The sequence below is a fragment of the Paucibacter sp. KCTC 42545 genome (assembly GCF_001477625.1).
In the GTDB taxonomy this organism is placed as follows: Bacteria; Pseudomonadota; Gammaproteobacteria; order Burkholderiales; family Burkholderiaceae_C; genus Paucibacter_A.
Window position 1 is genome coordinate 2,456,085 of record NZ_CP013692.1, and the last position, 20,214, is coordinate 2,476,298.

Genomic DNA, 20,214 nt, shown 5'->3' on the forward strand with positions numbered 1-20,214 from the left:
AAAAATTCTCGTTTCTTCGGTAATAAAAGTGATCAAGCCTGGCGCTGCTCTGCCGCGCCTTACTTGCCAAAACGGCTGTTTGCACTGGGTTTGCGCTGCCCGGCTGAGGCGCCGCCGGGCATGACATCCCAGCGCACTTTCGGTGTGGTGCTTGCTGCGGCGGAAGCCGGCCGCGCCAGTGCAGCCAGGCCAAAGCCCGCAGCCAGCAAGGCTTGCGTATCGGCCGCTGCCCGCGGTGCCGCGGCGGCGTCGCCCTTGCTACCTTTCGGCAAAGCCGCAGCTGGGCCAAGGGCAGCTGCATCGGTCTCGGGCGAGCTTGACTCAGCCGCCCCGTCCCGCAGCGGCTGCGCATTATCACCAAGCAGTTCGGCAGTGGCCCCGCCCGTCGCGGTTTGCAACTCGTCCAGCCCAGCCGTCCCAGCCGTCGCGGCCTGGTAAGCGCCTTCGAAGGCGTGAGCGCGCAAAGCATCCAGGCTGACACGAGCACCCGACTGAGCCGCGGTCTGAGCATTCCAGAACAGCTGCGCGCCCAAGGCATAGCTCGTCACCAGGGGCGCGTTTGCACCGACCGAAGCCACCGCAGACGCCAGCTCAGACGACTCGCTCGCGGACAGACCCAAGACGCTCTGCTCGCCACGCTCTTGCAGCGGACTGCTGAGTTCGGCGGCGCGCAGTGTTTGCTGCACGCGCTCAAACGCGGTCGGGGAAGCCTGGCCCATCGCGTTCGCGCTGGAGGCCTGGAACAAGTCCAGCGCCACAGCAGCGCCCGCGCCGGGCTGCGCCGCGGCCTGATTGCCGAGCAAGCTGCCCATCTCCTGATTCAGTTGCTGGGCGGCCTGGCTCGGTGAACCGCTTACAGCAGCACCACTCACAGTGCCACCGCGCTGCGCGCTGGACGAGCCGGCCTGCAGCAAACTCGCCGCATCACCCGCCTCATTGCGCGCTTGCTCCAGTTCGCGGGCGATCACATCGACTTGACGCGACACGGTGCCACGCACATCGATAGCAACCGACACAGCGCTGCCGTCCAGGCTGAACAACTCAAAGCGCTCCTGCTTCAGATCGCCTTCGCGCAAGGCCTGAACGGCGCTGGACTCGGCATTCAGCACGTATTGCCACTGCCCATCCGCCGCCAGGCGCAGCTGGCCATACACGCCCTGCTGTTGGCTGGCGCGGAAGGCTGACTGCGCAGCATCCGCATCCACCACGCTCAGCTGGCCGCGCACCGCCTGGCTGTCGCCCTGCAATGCCACACCGGTCTGGCTGCCACCTATCTGCGCGGCGTTGTTCACGCCGGTCAAGCTGATGCTGATCGCCACGACGCTGCCATCGACACTGCGAACCTCGAAGCGATCGACTTGCTGCTGGCCCTCAATCAGGGCTTGCAGCGCGGGCGACTGCGCATCCAGCTGATACACCCAGCGTCCGTCAGCTTGCAAGCTGAGCTGGCCATAAGCACTGCGCTGCTGGCTCGCCACAAAGCGGCTCTGAGCCGTGTCGGCATCGGCAATACTGAGTTGGCCGCGCGCCGCCTCACGGCTGTCTTCCTTGAGCCCCGCGCTGGTGTCGCCACCTATCAGGGCGGCATTGTTGATGCCACGCACCGTGATCACGACCTGGGTCTTGGCGCCATCGGCACTGAAGACGTCGAAGCGGTCAAGTTGCTCCTCACCCTCGGCCAAGGCTTGCAGTGCTGTGGAGTTGGCGTCCAGCTGGTACTGCCAGCTGCCGTCAGCCGCCAAGCTGAACTGGCCGAAGGCGCTGTTCTGGCGCTTGGCCACAAACAGGCTTTGACCCGCGTCGGCATCCAGCACGGTGAGCTGCCCGCCCACCGGCTGGGTGCTGCCATCCACGGCCACGGCATCCCGGCTGCCGCCAATCACTGGCGTGTTGTTGACGCCGGTGATGCGAATGCGCAGCACGCTGACCGTCCCATTGCTGGCACGCAACTCGATCGTGTCTTCGACCTGCTGCCCTGCCAACAAGGCCTGCACGCTCGCGGATGCGGTGTCGAGCACATAAGTCCAGGCGCCACCCTCGGTCAGCGAGAACTGGCCGTAAGCCGTGCGGCGTTGCTGCATCTGCAAGAGCAGCAAGCCAGCGTCTGCATTGCTGAAGCTGATCAGGCCCGACAAGGCCGCGGCCTGGTTTTCGCTCAGGCCTGCCTGCAAGTCGCCGCCGAACAGGGTCTCGTCATCCTGACCCTTGACGGTGATGCTCACCACCGTGCTGCTGCCGTCCAGGGTTTGCACGATGAAGCTGTCCAGGCGGCTTTCGCCGCTCTTGAGCGCCTGGACTTGCGCACTGGCGTTGTCCAGCACATAGGTCCAGCTGCCATCGGCCAGCAAGCTCAGGCGGCCGTACTGGCCCACCAAAGTCTGCACCGGGAAGGTGGCTGCGCCACCGCCCAAGGCCTCCAGGCCGAGCTTGCCGCTGGCGCTGAGTTGGTCGTCCTCGCCCACCTGCCCTTCGCCGCTGGGGCTGCCGGTGATGGGGTCGGTATTGCTGCCGCCACTGTTCGGATCGGGCTTGGTCAGCGGCCGGCCGAAGAGGCCAAGCTCGCCGTACTCACCCAACACCGTCACGCTGATGACCGTGTTGAGCGGGTCGCGCAAATCGATGCTGCCATTGCCTGGCAACTGGATGTCGCGCGCGGCCACACCGCCCAGGCGTTGATCCAGGCCATTGCCGCCCAGCAAGACCTGGCTGCCGGTGGCCGGCAGCACAAAGGTGTCGACGTTCAGCGTGATGTCGGCCACATCCGGCCCGGTGCTCTGCACAAAGCTGGGCTGACCGGCCAGGAAGTCGATCTGACCGTTGTCGCCCACCAGAATGCGGCGTTGCGCATCGCTGGCGTTGACTGTGATCACATCGCTGCCGCGGCCGCCCAGCACATAGCTGCGCCCACCGCCGACTTGCAGGCGGTCATTGCCGCCCACCAGCGGCTGGGTGGAGAAGATCTGCTTGAGGCGGCCGGAACCGTCAGACTCAAACACCACGCTGCCGGCATCGCCGAGCATGACGCTGTAGTCATCTCCGCCTTGGGTCTGCGTTTCCAGCTTGTCATTGCCGGCGCCGCCCAGCACGATCTTTTCGCCCGCGCCGATGCGGATCTCGTCATCGCCGCCCACCGCGCCGTAAATGGCCTCGGCGTAGAGGTTTTGATAGCGCCGCGCCGGGTCGGCCGCGCTGCCATCGGTGCGATGGAATTCGAGGTTATCGCCACTGATCACATCGCGGCTGCGGCTGGCGCCGGTGACGGTGATGCGGTCATTGCCCACACCACCGGCCACGATGTTCACATCGGTCAAGGCCGTGGGGTTGAGGGCCGAGCCACTCATGACGATCTGGATGTCGTCATTGCCGCCCGTTGCGGGGTCGGCATCCAGGGTGATGAAGTCGGTCAAGCGGCCGGCGCTGTCGAACTGCAACGCGGCGTTATCGCCGGCCACCGCACGCTCGGGGCTGGCCGCCGCGCTGGGGCGCGGTTCGGCCAAATTGCCGGAGCCACGCACCGACTGGATCAGGATGGTGTCGGCACCACCGCCGCCGATCACCACCTTGTCACCGTCTTGAGTGGCGCCACTATTGCCCAAGGCGATATCGTCATTGCCACCCAGGGCCAGACCCAGGCTGATGGCCTGGCGCAAAGCACCGGAGCCGGAGGCGTCGAAAACGAAACGGCCCGAGTCGCCCAGCACCAGGCTATTGCCGCTGCCGGCGCGGATGGTGTCGCCACCGACGCCGCCAATCATCACCACATCTCCTGCCACGGTGCTGAGGATGTCCCCTGCGCCCTGGTCCAGGCCCAAGCTGCTAATGGAAAGCAACTGACCATTGGCATGGCGATGCAACTCGACGTTATCGCCGGCCATCACCACCTTGGCGCTGCGGCCGCTGACATTGATCAGGTCCGCACCCATGCCGCCAACCAGAATGGCCTCGCCCATATCGGCCTGGTCAGCACCGGCCACGCCGACCTGGATCAGGTCGCCGTCACCGGTGGAGATGCTGGCGTCGGAGCTAACCAAATCGGCCAGGCTGCGCTCGTCCGGTGTGGCACCAGCATAGAAGCGCAGGTCGGCGTTATCGCCCACCACCACCCGCATATTGCGGCTGTCGGCATTGATCTTGATGCTGTCACGGCCATAGCCGCCCAGCACCACGATCTCACCGGCGCCCAAGGTGATCAGGTCGTCGCCGCCGAAGCCCAGCTCTCGGCTGCTGACGGTTTGCAGATTGCCATTGCCGGTGGGGTCATAGGCCAGCGCGCCGCTGTCGCCGAGCACGATGCTGTTGTCGCTGCGCTCACGCGTCGCCACATCGATGCGGTCGCCGCCCATGCCGCCGAGCACGATCTTCTGACCGGCGCCGGTGCTGATGCGGTCGTCGCCGCCCTTGTCCGCCGCCAGGCTGTTGATGGCCAGCACACCGTAGCCAAGCGCTTGGCGCTTGTACTCGCCCGAGTCACCGAAGATCACGTCCTCGCTGCGGCTACCCGAGCGCACGCTGATCTGGTCGCTGCCCATGCCGCCCATCACCACTTGCAGGCCAAGGTCGGCCGTGGTGTCGCGCGCGCCGAGAATGATTTCATCGTCGCTGCCGGTAGCGCTGATGGCATCCGTGGCGCCGAACTCGATCAAACCGCCCTTGGCATCGAACAAGGCCCGCGCGTTGTCGCCGGCCACGAAGCGGCCGGTGCGGCCACGGTTCTCGGTTTGCGCGGCCTTCAAGGCGGCACCATTCAGACCCGTGGTGTTGATGAGACCCGCAATGCCGGTGACGAAGGCCAAGTCGGCCGCCACACCTTGGCCAGTGGCGCTGACCTCGACCGAGTCGCGGCCAAAGCCGCCGATCAAGAGCTTATAGCCTTCGCCAAAGCCCAGGGTGTCATTGCCGCCAATGGCTTCATCGATGCTGCGCGCCTGACGCAGCACGCCGTTCTTGGCCAGTTGGTCGTAGATGAGTTCGCCGTTATCGCCGATGGCAATCGCGGTGCCGCTGCCGCCTTGCAGCAAGTCACTACCGAAGCCGCCCAACATCACCTGCGCGCCGTTGCCGGTCACGATGCGGTCGTTGCCGCCCTTGTCGGTTTCGGTGGAGCGCACCAGCAGCATCTTGTTGCTCAACGCGGCCCGCTGAATCAGGCCGTTATCACCGATCAGCACGTCTTCGCTCAGGCCGGTGCCGGTCATGACCCGGCCGGTGTTGGCGTCTATCTCTCCAGCGATGAAGATATCGTCGCTGCCCATGCCGCCGATCACAAAGTTCAGGCCCAGCGCCGTGCTGCTGCCGACCTTGCCGATGCGAATCACATCATTGCCGCCGGTCTCGGCGCGCAAATCAGTGGAGACCATCTCGGTCATGCCGCCCGCGGTATCGAAGCTGAAGCGTGCGTTGTCGCCCGCGATCAAGCGCATGGCCTGAGACTGCGGCGAGCCCACCACTGCGTCGGCACCATAGGCCGCCACCGTGATGGTGTCTTCGCCTGCGCCACCGATGATGGTCTTGTCGCCATTGCCGGTGACGATCAGGTCCTTGGCAGGGATGCTGGCGTCGGCAAAGTCCGTGGACTGCACGCTCTTGAGTTGGTTCCCAAGAGCCGCCACACCGCCGGCCGCTGGAACGCTGTCATAGCGCTCGATGCGGCCGTTGTCGCCAATGATCACATCGCTGCTTTGGGCGCGGCCATAGGTGTAGGCACCGGTCGCGGCGTCAAGCCCGGCGCTGATCAGCACCGTGTCGCTGCCCACGCCTGCAATGATGAAATTGCTGCCCAGGAAACGGTCGGAGGCGTCGCGCGGGTCGCCCACCATGATCAGGTCGTCGCCGCCGGTCGAGGCTTGCGTATCCAGGCTGTAGAAGGCCTTGACGCCACCGCGGGCGTCGGTCTCCACACGGGCGTGGTCACCGGCGATGAAGCGGAAGTTCTTGGCGGTCGAAGATCCGGCCGAGAAGCCGATCTGGTCCTTGCCCGCGCCGCCGATCACCAGGGCCGAACCATTGGCCAAGGTAATGGTGTCATTGCCGCCGGTTTCGCCCACCACGCTGGTGGCGTAGTCCAGCATGTGCTGGAAGCCGTCCATTTCGGTGAAGGTCCATTTGCCCTTGGCATTGAGGGCGCGCTTGAAGCTGACCTCGCCGCTATCGGCCAGGATGATGTTGCTGCTGCTGGCCGTGTCTGCGCCGACGATGGTGTCGCCACCATTGCCCGCCAGCACCAGATTGCTGCCGCCACCCAAGTAAATGGTGTCGGCGCTGCCGCCTAGGCCACCAAAGGTCTTGGCGAACAAGGCCTGACGTGACTCGAAGTCGACCACGATCTGGCCCAGGTCACCCATGATGGTGTCATTGCCTTCGCCGGTGCCGCCGATATTGAAGGTGTCTGAGCCCAGAGCGCCCATCAGGATGTCGTCGCCGCTGCCGCCCTTGAGCGTCTGCGTTGAACTGCTCAGGCTGAGGTTCTCCAGCGTCTGGCCCTTCCAGATCCAGGTGCGGTTGACGCTCTGCCCGGCCATGCCAAAGCCTGCCAGGCCGCCGGCGGTTTGCAGGCTCAGATAGTCGCTGATCGCTACCAACCCATTGGGCTTGGCCGCCTCGTTCTTGTAGCTGAGGAAGTTGTCGGCGATCAGCAAGTCGTTGCCCGCCTGGCCCTCCAGCACATCGGCACCACCATTGCCGACCAGCAGATTGTTGCGGCCGTCACCGGTCAGGCGGTCATTGCCAGCGCCGCCAAACACATTGTGGAAGCCACGCACCGTGATATTGGTGAGGCCACCGCTGCCGAAGGCGCTATTGCCCTCCAGATTGACGGTGACACCGCGCTGGTACTCGGAGAAATCCAAGGTATTGCGCTGATTGGGCAGATCGCCCTGCGTGGACTCGCCAGTCAGGCTGCCGCTGACGCCTGCGCCATCGCGAACGCGGAAGACATCGCTGCCGCGGCCGCCGATGATGTGCTCCATGCCCTCGAACTTGTAGCCGAAGCCGGCGTTATCACCGGCCAGCGTCTGCGCCTGGCCGGCCACAAGGCCGGTCTGCACCATGCCGCTGGCCGAGTTCTTGACCCAGCCCGCATTCATGCCGGTGAGCGTGATCAGCAGATCGGCCTGGTCGGCTGAGAAGTCCACCAAATCGGCGCCCTGCCCGCCCTTGACCAGATCGATGCGATCGCTGGCACTGAAGCTGGCATTGTTGGCACCTTGGCTGACCTGATGCAGGCCGTCGTTCAGTACCACGCCCTGGGTTTGGGCGCTGAAGTCCAGCACATTGGCGCCGCTGGCATCGCTGACCGTGGCCTGGCCCCAGCCATTAAGGAAGCGGTAGGTGTCGTTGCCGTCACCCCCTTCCATCTGGGTGACGCCACCGCGGGCGATCAGGCGGTCATTGCCGCCGCCGCCGTACAAGGTGGCCTGACCATCCAGAGAGCCAATCAGCACATCGTCACCCGCGCCGCCCATCAGCACGTCCTTGCCACCGCCCGCCACGAACAGCACGGAAACACTGGCAGACAGGGCCGAGGCATCGATCTTGTCGTCGCCCGCGCCGGTATAGGCCTTGACCTTGCGCACGCCGGCGAAGGTCTTGTCATAGGTTTTGCCATTCGGCAGCTTGGCGGACACCTTCAGGCCGCCCTGTTCGGTCAGCGTGAATTCTTCGTTACCGTCGGTGGTGTCGCGACGCTTGCGGTCGGCCGCGCTCTTGTCGATGGCCGCATTGCCGTCGATACCGGCCGTGCCCGAACCCATATGCAGGGTCAGCACATCGCCGTCCATGGAGCCCAGCACGGGCTTCTTGGACGCAGGGTCATGCTCCCACTCGAACAGCGTGGCTTCGACAAAGGTGTACTCAAACACCCGCACATACTTCACCAAAGCGAAGACGTCGAGGTAGGCCGCGATATAGGCCGTGCCCTTCAGATGCATCTCGACCACATCGAAGGGATCGTCGGAGGCCGCCGCAATGATCTCCGAGGCGCGGAACTTGTTGTCCCGGTTCTCATCGTAGAGGTCAACCGTGCCGATCATGCGGATACCGCCTTCGACACCGCCGCGGATGATGCCGCCGTTGAGTTCGGCAAAAGCGGCCAGCTTCATCTGCAGCACCACTTCGGGCATGTCCTTGCCGCGCACGATGTTGTCGCCGACATAGAAGCCGTTGAAGATGTCGGTAATCTTGTGGCTATCGAGGAACTGGGCAATACCGAAGGTATCGAAACCAAAGGTCAGATTGGCCTTCAGATTGATCTCGCCCTTGAGCCCGCCGAACAGCGGCGGGTAGATCGGGAACTGCTGGCGGAAGCCAACGTCCACCTCGAGCTTGGGCGGGGTGAAGGTCATCAAGTCCGCTGGCTTGCCGCTCAGCATATTGATCACTGCGCCCAGCGGATCGTCGAGCACCGGGAACTTCAGCGCGCTGCCTGGCTTCTTCAAGGCTGCCTTGAAGTTGGCCATACCTTGAGCCGGGCCGATGGAGACCTGGCCAGGCAGATCCGGCACCGAGATGCTGGGGATCAGGTTCTTCAGGAAGCTCAAATCCGGGAGGTTGAAGTCAAAGTCCGGCAGGAAGTCCGGCAGATTCAGCGTCGGCAACCAGACATCAGGCAGAGCCACACTGATCTTCTGGCCCGAGCTGAAGTCGATCAGGCGCGCATAGGTGGTGTTGAACTTGGTCGCCGCGGCGCTCAGGTCGAAGGCATTCCAGACATGCTCCTTGCCCATCAAGTCCCAATGGACCGTCATCGGCTTGAATTCCACCGGCAGCAAGAAGGGCTTGATCTCCGGCAGCGCAATCGAGGCGCCGCTCAGATCCGCGATCTGATAGCGCGGCAAGTTATTGTCTTGCAGCAGCTTGAGCGGGCCGGCCCATTCCACATTCAAGTACCCGTTAGCGTCAGCGCCGGCGATGGTCCACTCATAGTCCTGCCCCAGCACGCGAGCGGTGATCTTGGGCACCTTGATCTGCAGCGGCGGCAGCGTGCGCAGATTGAAGTTGATGTCAGAGCAAGTGACCTTGACGTCGAACTGCGGCGCAATATTGCCGCTCAAGATGTCGGACACCTTCAGGTTCTGCCAGCCAACCCCGATCTCCATCTTGAACTTGGCATCGGCACCGGTGGTGTCCTTGAGGCCAGGAATGGTGAAGTCGATGACCTTCCAGGTCTCGTAAGGTGCGGGCACCTTGGCATCGGCGCTGAGCTTGAAGTCAAAGCTGAAGTTGGGCAGATTGCCCTTGATGGCCTCGCTGAGCTTGAGGTCCTTGTCAAAGCCCACGCCCCAGTCCAGGTCGAAATGCGTGCTGCCGTCGCCGGCATCAACATGCACCGAAGGCAGTTCCTTGTAAGGCAGCTTGACCGTGACATCAGGCACCGGCAGCTTGGCGCCGAAGTTCAGCTTGCGATCCTGCTGACCAATGATGATCATGGACTTGGCCACCGGCAACAGCAGGCCGTCGGAGTTCGGCAGGTTTTGCAGCACTTTGATCATGTTCGCCATCGCAATGACGAAGTCGACCTTGGCATTGCCGCCCGAGATCTTGGCCATGTCCGAGGCCAGATCCAGCGCGCTGTAGTCTCGGCCCATGAATTCGCTCAGGCCCGGGATCGGTGTGGTCAGCGCATCGATCACCGGCATGATGGGGCCGGTGACCTGATTGACGACACCCACAATCGGCTGCAGGAACTGCGAGAAGAAAGTACCCGCGTCCAGATACATGTCTGTCATCCAGACACTGGGCTGGTAGTGAATCAGCTTGTCGTAGCCTTCGGCGAAGAAGCCATCGATCTTCTTGGCCACCGCGCTCTTGCTGCTGTCTTGCCAGGTCAGATGCAGATCACCCTTGACCTCGGGCAGATAGCCCTTTTCGCCCAGCGAGCTGCCGAGCTTCATATGCATATTGACCTGGGCTTGCGCGGCCCAGTCCACCTTCACCAGGTCGCTGAGCTTGCCAGCGCGCAGGTCGGAATAGGTCAGCCGGCCATTGGTCAGCGTGCTTAGCGCCGCCACACCGAAGAGGCCTCTATCCTTCAAGTCCACCGAGAAGGCGCCGTGGAACTGGGTGCGCGAACCGTCTTTGCCCGTTTGGCCGCGGAACAGTTCTTCGGTGCGGCCATAGTTGGCCTGCATTTGCTGGCCGGTCACACTGTTGACGCCCGAGCCCCAGATGCCGCCGTCGTTGTCGCGGATCCAGCCGTCCCAGTTGTCGGTCAGCGTGCCGTTGAGCGTCAGCACCTCGGCATTCAAAGAGGCCGGGCCGCCGTTATTGCCGCCCTTCAGGTAGGCGTCCAGCGTGAACTACAACTCCTTGACCGCATTGGCCTGCGTGGGCTTGCCCACCAGCCAGAGGTTGTTGATGTGCGCGTCCAGCGGATTGCTGACGAAGGGGCGGCTGGCATCCACCGTGCCGTCATTCTTCAGATTGGTCAGCTCGCCGATGCCGGCCGTGCCAGGCATATTGGTGACGACGTAGAAGCCGTCGTTGATATCAACGCCGAAGCCCAGATAGAAGGTCCAGCCCAGGCGCACATCCAGGCCGCCGTCGAGCTTGAGGTTGAGCCCGGGCATGCCGATGTCAAAGCCAAGATCCAGCTTGGGCGTGTAGGTCTGCCCCAGCTTCATGCGGAACTGGATGGCACTGCTCTGCCCCAGGGCCACATTGGTGGCCATGGTGCTGGCGCGCTTGAACACCGCTTGCTTGAACTCATTGAGCAAGGTGGCGGGAATGTCGTAGCTGCCGTTGGCGAAGTCGCGCTTGAGCGTGTCGGCCGCGTCCTGCTTGGCGGCATCGCTGGGCTTGAACTTCTTCGCCACCTCTTTGGCCGCGGCCATGGCCACACTGCCACCGAACAGGTCGCGCAGCAGCGCGTCGTAGTTGTAGCCCGACTTGTTGACGTCCGCCGCCGCCTTCACCACGAACTCGGCAATCTTCTCGATGGTGTCGGGGTAGCCGTTCTTCTTGAAGTCCTCGTTCGTGGCCTTGAGTTTGTTGAACAGGGCCTCCAGCGTGGCGCCGGAGCTGGTCATGGCGCCCACCACATCGTCGACGATTTTGCGCAGGCTGGCGTCCATCACCACATTGCCGGCGGTCTGGGTGTAAACCTGCGAGCCATCGGCATTGAGCTTGGGGATCTTGGCGCCATTGCCGTCCAGCAAGGGCGTGCCGTTGCTGTCGGTTTCCCAAACCGGTGTGTTGACGCCGGCCGTCACCCAGGCCGTGCGCTGGCCCGGCAAAATGGCCGGGATCACCAGCTGGGTATTGCCCTGCTCCACGCCCAGATACTTGGCCAAGCGCGGGTCCAGCGGGCGCTGCGGCCCGGCGATGTACTCCACCACCACATCGTCGGCCGTGACCTTGCCGTCGCCGTTGTAGTCCTGCAAGAAGTTGCGGAAGGGGTTGGCGGCCAGATCGATCGCATTGATCATGCCGTCCGCGTTGGTGTCCAGCGTCAGCTGCTTGAACAAGAACATGCGCAGAGCATTGTCCAGGCCACCGTACTCCGCCACGGCGGAGCTCAGCGCGTCCTTCAAAGCATCGATCAGATTGCCACGCAGGTCGGCAATGAATTGCGTCGCATCCCTGAGCTTGTCGCCGATGATGGGCAGATTCAGCACCGAGCTGAAAGCGTCCAGGCCTTTTTGCACCGTGCCCAGCAAGGTGTCGACCGTGTTGACGATGATGGTCGGGTCGCGCAGCAGGAAGATCAGCGAGTAGTTGATCGGCTTGTCGTCGGTGGACGCACCGCCGCCGGCCTTCTCGATCACGCTGGTGATCACGCTCTGCCAGTTCTTCAGATTCGGCAGCACCAGACTGAGATCAAAACCGGCCGAGCTGGGATTGCTGCCGCCCGAGCCCCAAGGCGAGGTGTTACCCGGCGCTTGGCCGCCTGGCAGTGCACCCGAGGTGCTGCTGCCCTGCCCAGCCGTGCTGTCCTGGTAAGGGTTGAGGTTGCTGCCGGGCGGCCGGGCATCGGCCGTATCCACCGGCGCGCCTTCGGGCGTGGTGTTGCCCGAGCCATTGCCGGTGCTGGGCGGACGCGGCGGCTTGGCCGCTTCGAGCACCTGGGCGTTGATCAGGCCTTGGGAGGTGTCGCCACCGATGAAGGCGAAGCCCTTGGCCAGATTGGCAAAGTTCAACTCCAGGGTGCCCAGCGGCATGGGGTTGACGAAACCCTCAATGTTCTGGATCGCCAACTGGCCCAGATCATCGGACAGCAAGAGCTGCATCGGCAGCTTGGCCTTGGCATTGCTCGCGCTGTCCACCCAGACGTCGAAAGCGTCCTTCTTGATGCTGGCCAGACTGTCAGCGCTCAAAGGCGTGCTGGGGCTCAGATAGAGGCGATCGGCATCACTCGCCTTGTCGCCGGCATTGAGTTGCCAGTTCGCGTTCTCCACCACCGAGGCGGAGCCGTCGCGCACAGCCAGGGAGTACAGGCCCTGGTTGCTGTCGAAAGCCATCTTCTCGCCAACCGCCGTCAGGCTGAAGGTAGCGAAGGTGCCGCTGTCATCATCCAGCGTGGCCGTCTTGGCCGCGTCGGCGCGATGGTCGTAGAGGAAGAGCTTGCCGCGATTGGCGCCGCTGGACAGGTCCACGCCTAGCGCCAAATTCAGGCGGAAGCTACCGCTGACGGTCATCAGCGCCGAGCCATCCACATCGCTGAGCTGATTGAAGTTGCCAGCCAGATTCGCCAGCGCGGTTTGCTGCGCCGGGCTCAGCAGCTTGAGCAGATCGGGGTCCTTGAGCAGCAGCTTGAGCGGCAGCTTTTGGTTGATGTTCAGCGTCAGGGGCAGGCGGATGGTCAGCGCCTCGGCGCCGGCCGCGTTATCGAGCCCCAGTTGGATATCGCCAGCGCTGGCGCCGAAGGCAGCGGCCAGCAAGGCCTGCATGTCCTGCAGGCTGCCGCTGCTTTGCTTTTGCAACTGCGACACCACTTTGGCGAACAGATCTTTCAGACCGAACAAGTCACCCAGACTGCTGCCCAGCAGCGGCACCAGGCGGCCCAACTCACCGAACTTGCCCATGCCTGCGAGGTCGCCGATGAAGTGCGGCAGCAGGCTCAGGTCGCCCACCAGATTGCCCCAATTCATCTGGCTCAAGGCCGTCAGCTGGCCCAGGCCGTCGGTCGGCACCAGCACGGTGTCCGCGCGATTGGCCTCGCCGCTGAGGGCGGCCACCAGATTGTTGACCGTCACGCCCAGCGTGGTGCCGGCTGTGACCGTGGTGTTCACACCAGCGGGGGTGAGCACCGCCAGATTGCCCAGGGTCAGGGACGCGACCGGGCTGCTGCCGGGCGTTCCAGCGCCATTGGCGAAGACCGGGCTGCTCATGAAATCGGCCAGCAAGGCGCGGCCGACAATGTCGAGATTGGTGAGCGTCAGCGTGCCGCTGGCCAGGCTCAGGCCGCGGTCGCTCTGCAATTGCAGCTGATTGCCGCTGACTTGCATGGGCAGGCCGTCCAGCGCCGCCTGCATGCCGTCCAATTTAGCTGTTAGCGCCACATCGCCCTGAGCCGCTGTCTTGGCGGCCACCAGGGCGGCGCGCAGCTTGGTATTGAGCGAGGCCAGCAGGTCGTCCATCGACTGATGCGACTGGCTTTCCGCCACGCTCAGCGTGAAGCTGACTTTGGCGCCGTCGTACACGGCCTCCAGCGTCAAGTCCTGCAATAACTGGCCATTGGCGCTGTTGTAGAACTTCTCGGGATTGCGCTCCAGGGAGGGAGCCGTCGCGGCCAAGCCGCTCTCATTGCGCGAGATGCTGAGCAGGCCGGAACTGCCGGTCAGCAGCAGACCATCGGCCACCGCCATCGGCTGGACCGTGCGGGCCAGGATGATGTTGAGATCACGCAGGGTTTGCGCATCGCTGGTGTTGGCGATCTTCAGGCGTGCGGCCTCGGCCACGGCCGTGCGGATGCTGTCAAGCAGCTGCGCCATCGTGCTATTGCCCGCGGTGCTGGCCGCATTCACCAGCAGGTTCAGCTGAGTGCTGCCCTGGGTGAGCGTCAAGGGCAAGTCCACCAGCAGGCGACCGGTGCTGGCGTCCAGCATCTGCGCGGCGTTCTGCGCCAAGCTCAGGGTGGAGGTGGCGGCAATAAAGCTCAGCTTGTTCTTGCTCGCGCTGTCCACGCCGACGAAGGCATGGCCAGCATAAGGATCGTTGCCCAGCTTGGCCAGCACGGCGGCATGGATGGCCGCATCGACATCGGCGGCCAAGTCGGCCAGGCTGGTATTGCCAGCGGCATCGGCTTGGCGAACCACCACATCCAGGCGCAAGGCGCCAATGGTGACTTGCAGACCCACATCGCGCAGCAGACGGCCATCGGCCGAGGCCGGGGTCAGCGTGGCGGCCAAGCCGGCGCTGGTGTCATTGGTGCTCAAAGAACTGCCCAGGCCGAGCTGGATGTCTTGCGCGGCGACGGCATCAAACAAGCTGTTCAGGCTGATTCGATCAGCCGGCTGGCCATTGACGCCATTGCGCAGCTGGAAGCTCAGGCTGCCTTGGTAGTCGGCCTTGAGCGCGCCGAACGTGAGGTCCAGCAGACCCAGACGGGCGCGGCCGGCCTGGTCCAGCACGGCGGCGTTATTGCCCAGCTGGCCGTGAACGACGGCGCTGTACTGGCCACCCAGGCTGGCGTTTTGCAAGAACACTTCGGCCCCGCCGGTGCGGGCGAACTGGCCGGGCGTGAAGCCCAACTCGGTTGTTGCCGGATCAGCGCCGCTGGCGCGAATCTGCAGCGAGGCGATGCTGCGGCTGGTGCTGATGAGCTCAATCTGGTTGTTCACCAGGGCCGCGCGCACAAACTGGCCCAGATTGCTGAAGCCCTTGCCACCCGCGCCAAGATAGGTGTGGCCGCTGACGTCGGTCTGCGCAAGGCTCGCGTTGATGTCGTCCAGCAAATCCTTGAGCGTGCCGTTGCCGCTGTCACGCAGCACCGTCACCGACACCGGGCCGGACTGGTCAAAGACCAGCTCGAAATTGGCATTGGCGCTCAGGCGCCCGGTCTCGGGCAGCTTGACCGCTTTGACCTGGGTGTACATGGTCGTGGGCTTGAAGCCCAAGGCGGCGCTCATCGGATCGGTGTCCGAGGGGATGCTCAGCTGGAAGGCATCGCTGCCGGCCAGGCTCACAAGGGTCAGCTTCTTGCCATCCAGGCGCACCTTGACTGCATCACCCACCTTGGCAAAGCCCAGGCTGGCGAGGACGCCACCCCCTGCGACCGCGCGGCCGTTCAGAAGCGTCTGCAGCTGCGCGCGCATATCCTCCGCAGTGGCATTGCCCGTGGTATCGGCCCAAGCCAAGGTGAAGTCGTAACGCTCACCGTCAAAGCTCAGGCCAAAATGGGCGTCGGGATTTCCAAGAACGATAGGCAGCTGCGCCGGGGCATCGGCCGTGGACTTGATCGTGGTTTGATAAGCACCGCCGGCCCGCAGCGAGAAGCCGTTGACCTGGCGCAGATCAATGCCCACCGTCGTCTTGAAATAGCTCTTGCTGCTGAGTTCCAGCGCGGCTTGAGTGCTGATGCCCGAGAGATTGCCCAAAGCGCTTTGCAGCTGCAGGCGCACAGCTTCGGTGCTGCTGGCCGGACGCAAGTCCAGATCGAAGAGCAGGCTGGTGCTCGTGGGATCGAAGCGCGGATTGACCGAGAAGCTGGTGCCGGTGCCGGCCAGGCTCTCATTGACAGCCTGCTGGAAGCGCTGCATCAGCTCATTGAAGCTGCGGAAGCTGCTGCTGCGGTTGTCCTGGCTGTCCTGTCCGGCCAGCGAGAAGCCCAGACTGTCCAGGGCCTTGAAGCCGCTGCTGGCCGGCCCGACCAGGCCGCTCAGATTGAGCTTGAGCGCGGGCCCGGCGCCACCGGCCCAGGGGCCGGCGAACTGGATGTCCCAGGTCGATGTACGACCGGCCACTTGGCTGACCTGCAGGCTGTCAGCCGAGAAATTGGCGTCCCATTGGCGGAACATGTCCACCAGCGCGGTCTTCAACGCGGCCTCGCTACCGGCGCCTTGCAGCACGCTCCAGCTGACGGGGTTGGACTCATACACCTTGCCACCCACCGTGACGCCAAAGCCCAGGCTGCCCGCCGTGGCCTGATCCAGCATCAGGCGCTGGACTTCATTGCCCGCCGGCGTATTGCCCACCGCCAAATGCGCCGGGCTCAAAACGGTCAAAGCGCCCTGCGCCTCCAGCTTGGCCAGGATGCCGCGGCCATCAACGGCCAGCAGCGCCTGCGCCTTCTTGGCCACGGCCGCGCCACTGAAAACAATGTCAAACACCTGCACGCCTTGATTGACGCTGATGGTGTCGCTGGCCACCGGGTTGACGCTGACCGAGCCGGCGCCCAAAACCGCATTGAGCGCATCCGCAATCGGCTGGCTCCAGGTGCCGGCATTGCCGGGCCGGCTGATCGCGGCGGTCGTGAACGGACTGCCATCGGCTTTCTTGCCGCCCAGAATGAAGGAGCTGCCATCGCCCGCATGCACCAAGGTCAGGCGCTGGACAGCATCGGCAGTGTCTTTGCCGGCGGTGACTTCGCTGACGCTGGCACCGGCCGTGGCCGAAACCCGCAAGTCAAGATCCACACCCGGGCGGGCCTGAACAATGTTCAGGCGGCCCCAGACATTGCCGTCGCTGCCCGTGCCCAGATTGCTGCTGATCACATCGACCAAGCCACCGGCATTGGCCGCACTGGTGTCGCTGAGGCTGGCCTGCAGCAAGTCCATCGCCTGCCCGGCCTTCTCGCGCACGAATGAAACGATGTAGTGCTTAGGTCCACCGCTGACCAGCACATTGCCCTTGCCGATTTCGGGCAAAGACTCCAGCGCTTGCTGCACCTCGATGCTGCTGGACAGCACCGACAACATAGACGTTGCCGTGCCATTGCCGAGCTTGAGGCTGAAATTACCGCCCGCCACCAGCAGGTCGATGCGCTGCTCTTCGTTGCTACGCAAAGCGCTGTTGAGCGCCAGGCCGCCGGCCAGGCTTTGGGTGACGATGGCTTGCGCCGTTGCCTGGTCGGCCTGCCAGCGCAGATTGCCGTCCAGCGCCGCGGCCAGCTTGCGGTTGATCAGCTCGGCGAGCTGATTGATATGGGTGAAGCCGCTGGTCTCGGAGGCGCGCACGCCCACGCTCACCAAGGTCGGCGCGGTGTCGCCGGGGCGCTGGATCTGCAGATCGAAACTGGTGTCGGCCGGCAACACCGGCGAGATCAGACGGCCACCGACGAGGGTGGCGCCACCATTGTTCTGCAGCTTCTCGTTCAAGACCTGGTTGAAGAGCTTGCTGAAGTCCAGCACCTCGCCCAAGCGCTTGTCGGTAAAGGGCAGCACGGCATCGAAGGGGCCGGCATCGCGCAGCTGGCGCAAATAAGTGCCCAGGTCCTGCATCATTTGCGTCAGTGCCTTGGCATCGAGCGCGGCAAAGGCCTGCAGCTTGACGAAGTTGCTGCTGCTGACTTGCAAGGGCTTGCTCTTAACCTCAGACCAGAGCGCCGCATTGCCGCCGTTGAAGCTGATGTCCACGTGGGGCGTGCCGCCTTCCAGCGTGCTGAAACTGGTGCTGCCGTTGGCGCCCGCGCCGATCACGCCTTCAATATCAAAGCTGGCCGAGGCCGTGACCTGGGCCGCCGTCTTGACTGCCCAATTGCCCTGGCTGTTGGGGTCGAAATTCGCGCTGCTGACGGACAAGATCTCGCTCGGCGCCAAGGCCGAGGCAATGCCGCCTTGCACCGAAAAGAAGGGGTTTGAAGCCAGGCTGTGGCCAGCACGCATCTCCAGGGTGCCGGTATCAAAATTCAGGCTGCCACGGGCGCGCGCCTCCAGCATGCCCAGGGACATGGCCGCATCCAGCGCACCGGTGCTGCGCACACGCGCGTCGAGCTGGGTGATTTCCAGCGAATTGGCTGCGCTGGTGTCATAACGCAAGCCCAGGCGGACGGTGGCGTTCAGTGGCACGGCGCTGCCGGGCAGGAAGTCCAGACCCAGCGGTTGGAGCTTGTCTTTGAAGGTGAAGCGCCGCGTGAAATCGCGCGACAGCGTCAAGCCCAGCTCCAGCATCACCTTGCTGCCGGAGCGCGCACCGCTGCCCAGGATGTCCATGAAGTCGGTGCTGAAGTCCGGCGCCACCAAGGCCTCGAGCTGGCTGTAACGGCCTTGCGCGGTCAGATAGTCACGCAGCCGGGACAGCAAGCCGCTGAGCGTCTTACTGCCCGCCTCGGCCAGATAGTCGTCCAGCACGGTCGTGCCCTGCAGGGTCTTGAAAGCCAGCACATCGCCGAGGCTGCGGCCGTCGGAGGTTTTCAGCAAACTGGCCATGCCGGTGTCGGCAAAGGGCAGCACTTGGCTCAGGCTGTCTTGCAAATCGAGCTGACCGCCGAGCAGCTTGCCGGCGTCGAACACGTCCTTCAAGCCATTGCCGGTCGCGTCCAGATTGCTGTCGCTGAAGGCTTGCAGGGTCAGCGCGCCGCCCACCACCTTGCCGAAGAAACCCGAGCCCGAGGCTGCGCCATCGATGCTGGCGGTGATCTGCGGCAATTGCAGCTGCGCGGCTGTTTGGCCGCCGATGTCGGCCAGGGTCAGGCGGCCCTTGTTGTCGCTATTGTCCGGATCGCGCAGCGCGGTCTGCACGCCCGCCTGCAAATGGAAAGTATTGGCACCCGTCGGTGTCAGCTCCAGGCTGACTTCGCAACGCTCCAGTTTGAAGAAGCTTTGCGCCGCACTGGGCGCAGCCAAGCCAGGCAAGGCCGCGGGCTGAGTGTTGACATTGACACCGTCCAGCACCAAGCCGGCACTCAGGGCAATGTGCACGCCAGCTTGCGCAGTGCCGGTCCAGGCCTCGCTCTTGTCAACGGCGCCCAACTTCCAGTTGAGCGTGAAGTTCTGATTGCTTCGGGTCCAGTCCAGGTCAATCGCCAGCTTGAAGCCGGCCACCACCTCGGGTGCAGCGGCATCAAATGTGGGGGTGAGCGTCACCGACCAGGCTTGCCCGCTCTTGCCGGCTTGAATCGCATTGGTCTTGGCCTTGACGGCGGCTTGCAGGGCGGTGCTCAGCCCGTCCAGCGTCGACGCTGCGCCCTGGCTGCTGAAATAGCTTTGCGCCGCGGTCTGCAGACCGAACAGCGTGGTGGTGGCACCTGCGCCACTCTGGCTGCTGAGGCCAATGAACTGGTTGACGCTCTCACTCAAGCCCGGCAAGGCCGTGTTGATCAAGCTGTGCTTGAGGGCCTGAGTGCCATTGGCATCCACCTGCGCCAGCACCGCCAGCATCTGCGCTTGCACACCGGCGTTCAGGGTCAGCGTCGCCGCGCTCAGTTGCAGGCGGCCGGCGTAGGTTTGCCCCGCGCTGAACAGTGCTTGAGCGTCGATCTGGCCGGTTTGGCGCTCAAGCAGCCAGTCGCCGCCATGGTTCTTATCGCCGGTGATATTGCTGGACGCCGCCACATCGGCGCCAGTCAGCGCCGCCAATTGCTCAATGAAAGCCTGACCGCGTGCGCTGGCCGCGACATCGCAGCCATAGACCAAGATGTCGGCATCCGCCGCCAAGGCGGAGCGCCACTGCTGCAGCGAGTCCGCTTGCGCCGCCAAATTGTCGGCATTGAGTTCACCGCGGCCCAGGCCAATGCGGCCGTCTTCGCCGTGCGAAATCAGGTGAATCGCCGCCAAGCCCTGCCGCTGCGACAGCCATTGGCTGATCTGCTGCACGCCGTCTTGCTGGGGGTCGAGCACCACCACTTCAACCTTGGCCGCTTGACCCGGTTTGCGCTGGCCCAGCGCGTCTTGCAGCAAGGCCTCATAGCCCTGCACCGACGGGTCGACAAACACCACCTCATCGGCCCTCTGCACATTTTGCGCGGCGTGCACCGCGCCCTGGCCGGGCCGCCAGGCATCGCCGGTGAAGCCGGGCGTGCTGGCTGCCACTTGCTGGAGCAAGTGCTCGATGGGCAGTTGCAGCTGCTGGGCCTCCAGCGCCGAGCGTTCTGGCGTTGGCGGCAGGATCAAGCCCTCCCCCGAGAGCAAGTGGCGCGGCTCCAGCGCCTCGATATGCAGACGGCGCTGGCGGCTAGGCGCCGGCACACTCAGGCGGCTGACGCCCAGCGCTTGGCGCAAGAGTTGGGCTGCATTGAACTTGCGCTTGGACTTGGTGGAGGAGTTGTTCACTGGTCAATCCCGCTGAATCTTGTTTGAAGTCGCCGCACCGGCCAGCTGGTGTGGCGCCGCTCTCTTATCCCTA

The 20,214-nt window shown here is 64.1% G+C and carries 2 protein-coding genes; both read right to left on the minus strand.

Annotated features, from left to right (window positions below):
* Positions 1-59: 59 nt before the first annotated feature.
* On the minus strand, positions 60-10,229 hold the full coding sequence (locus AT984_RS10745; protein ID WP_156421985.1) for a VCBS domain-containing protein: 10,170 nt from the start codon (positions 10,227-10,229) through the stop codon (positions 60-62).
* Between the two features lie 63 nt (positions 10,230-10,292).
* On the minus strand, positions 10,293-20,141 hold the full coding sequence (locus tag AT984_RS10750) for a DUF4347 domain-containing protein (RefSeq protein WP_058720090.1): 9,849 nt from the start codon (positions 20,139-20,141) through the stop codon (positions 10,293-10,295).
* Between the last annotated feature and the right edge of the window lie 73 nt (positions 20,142-20,214).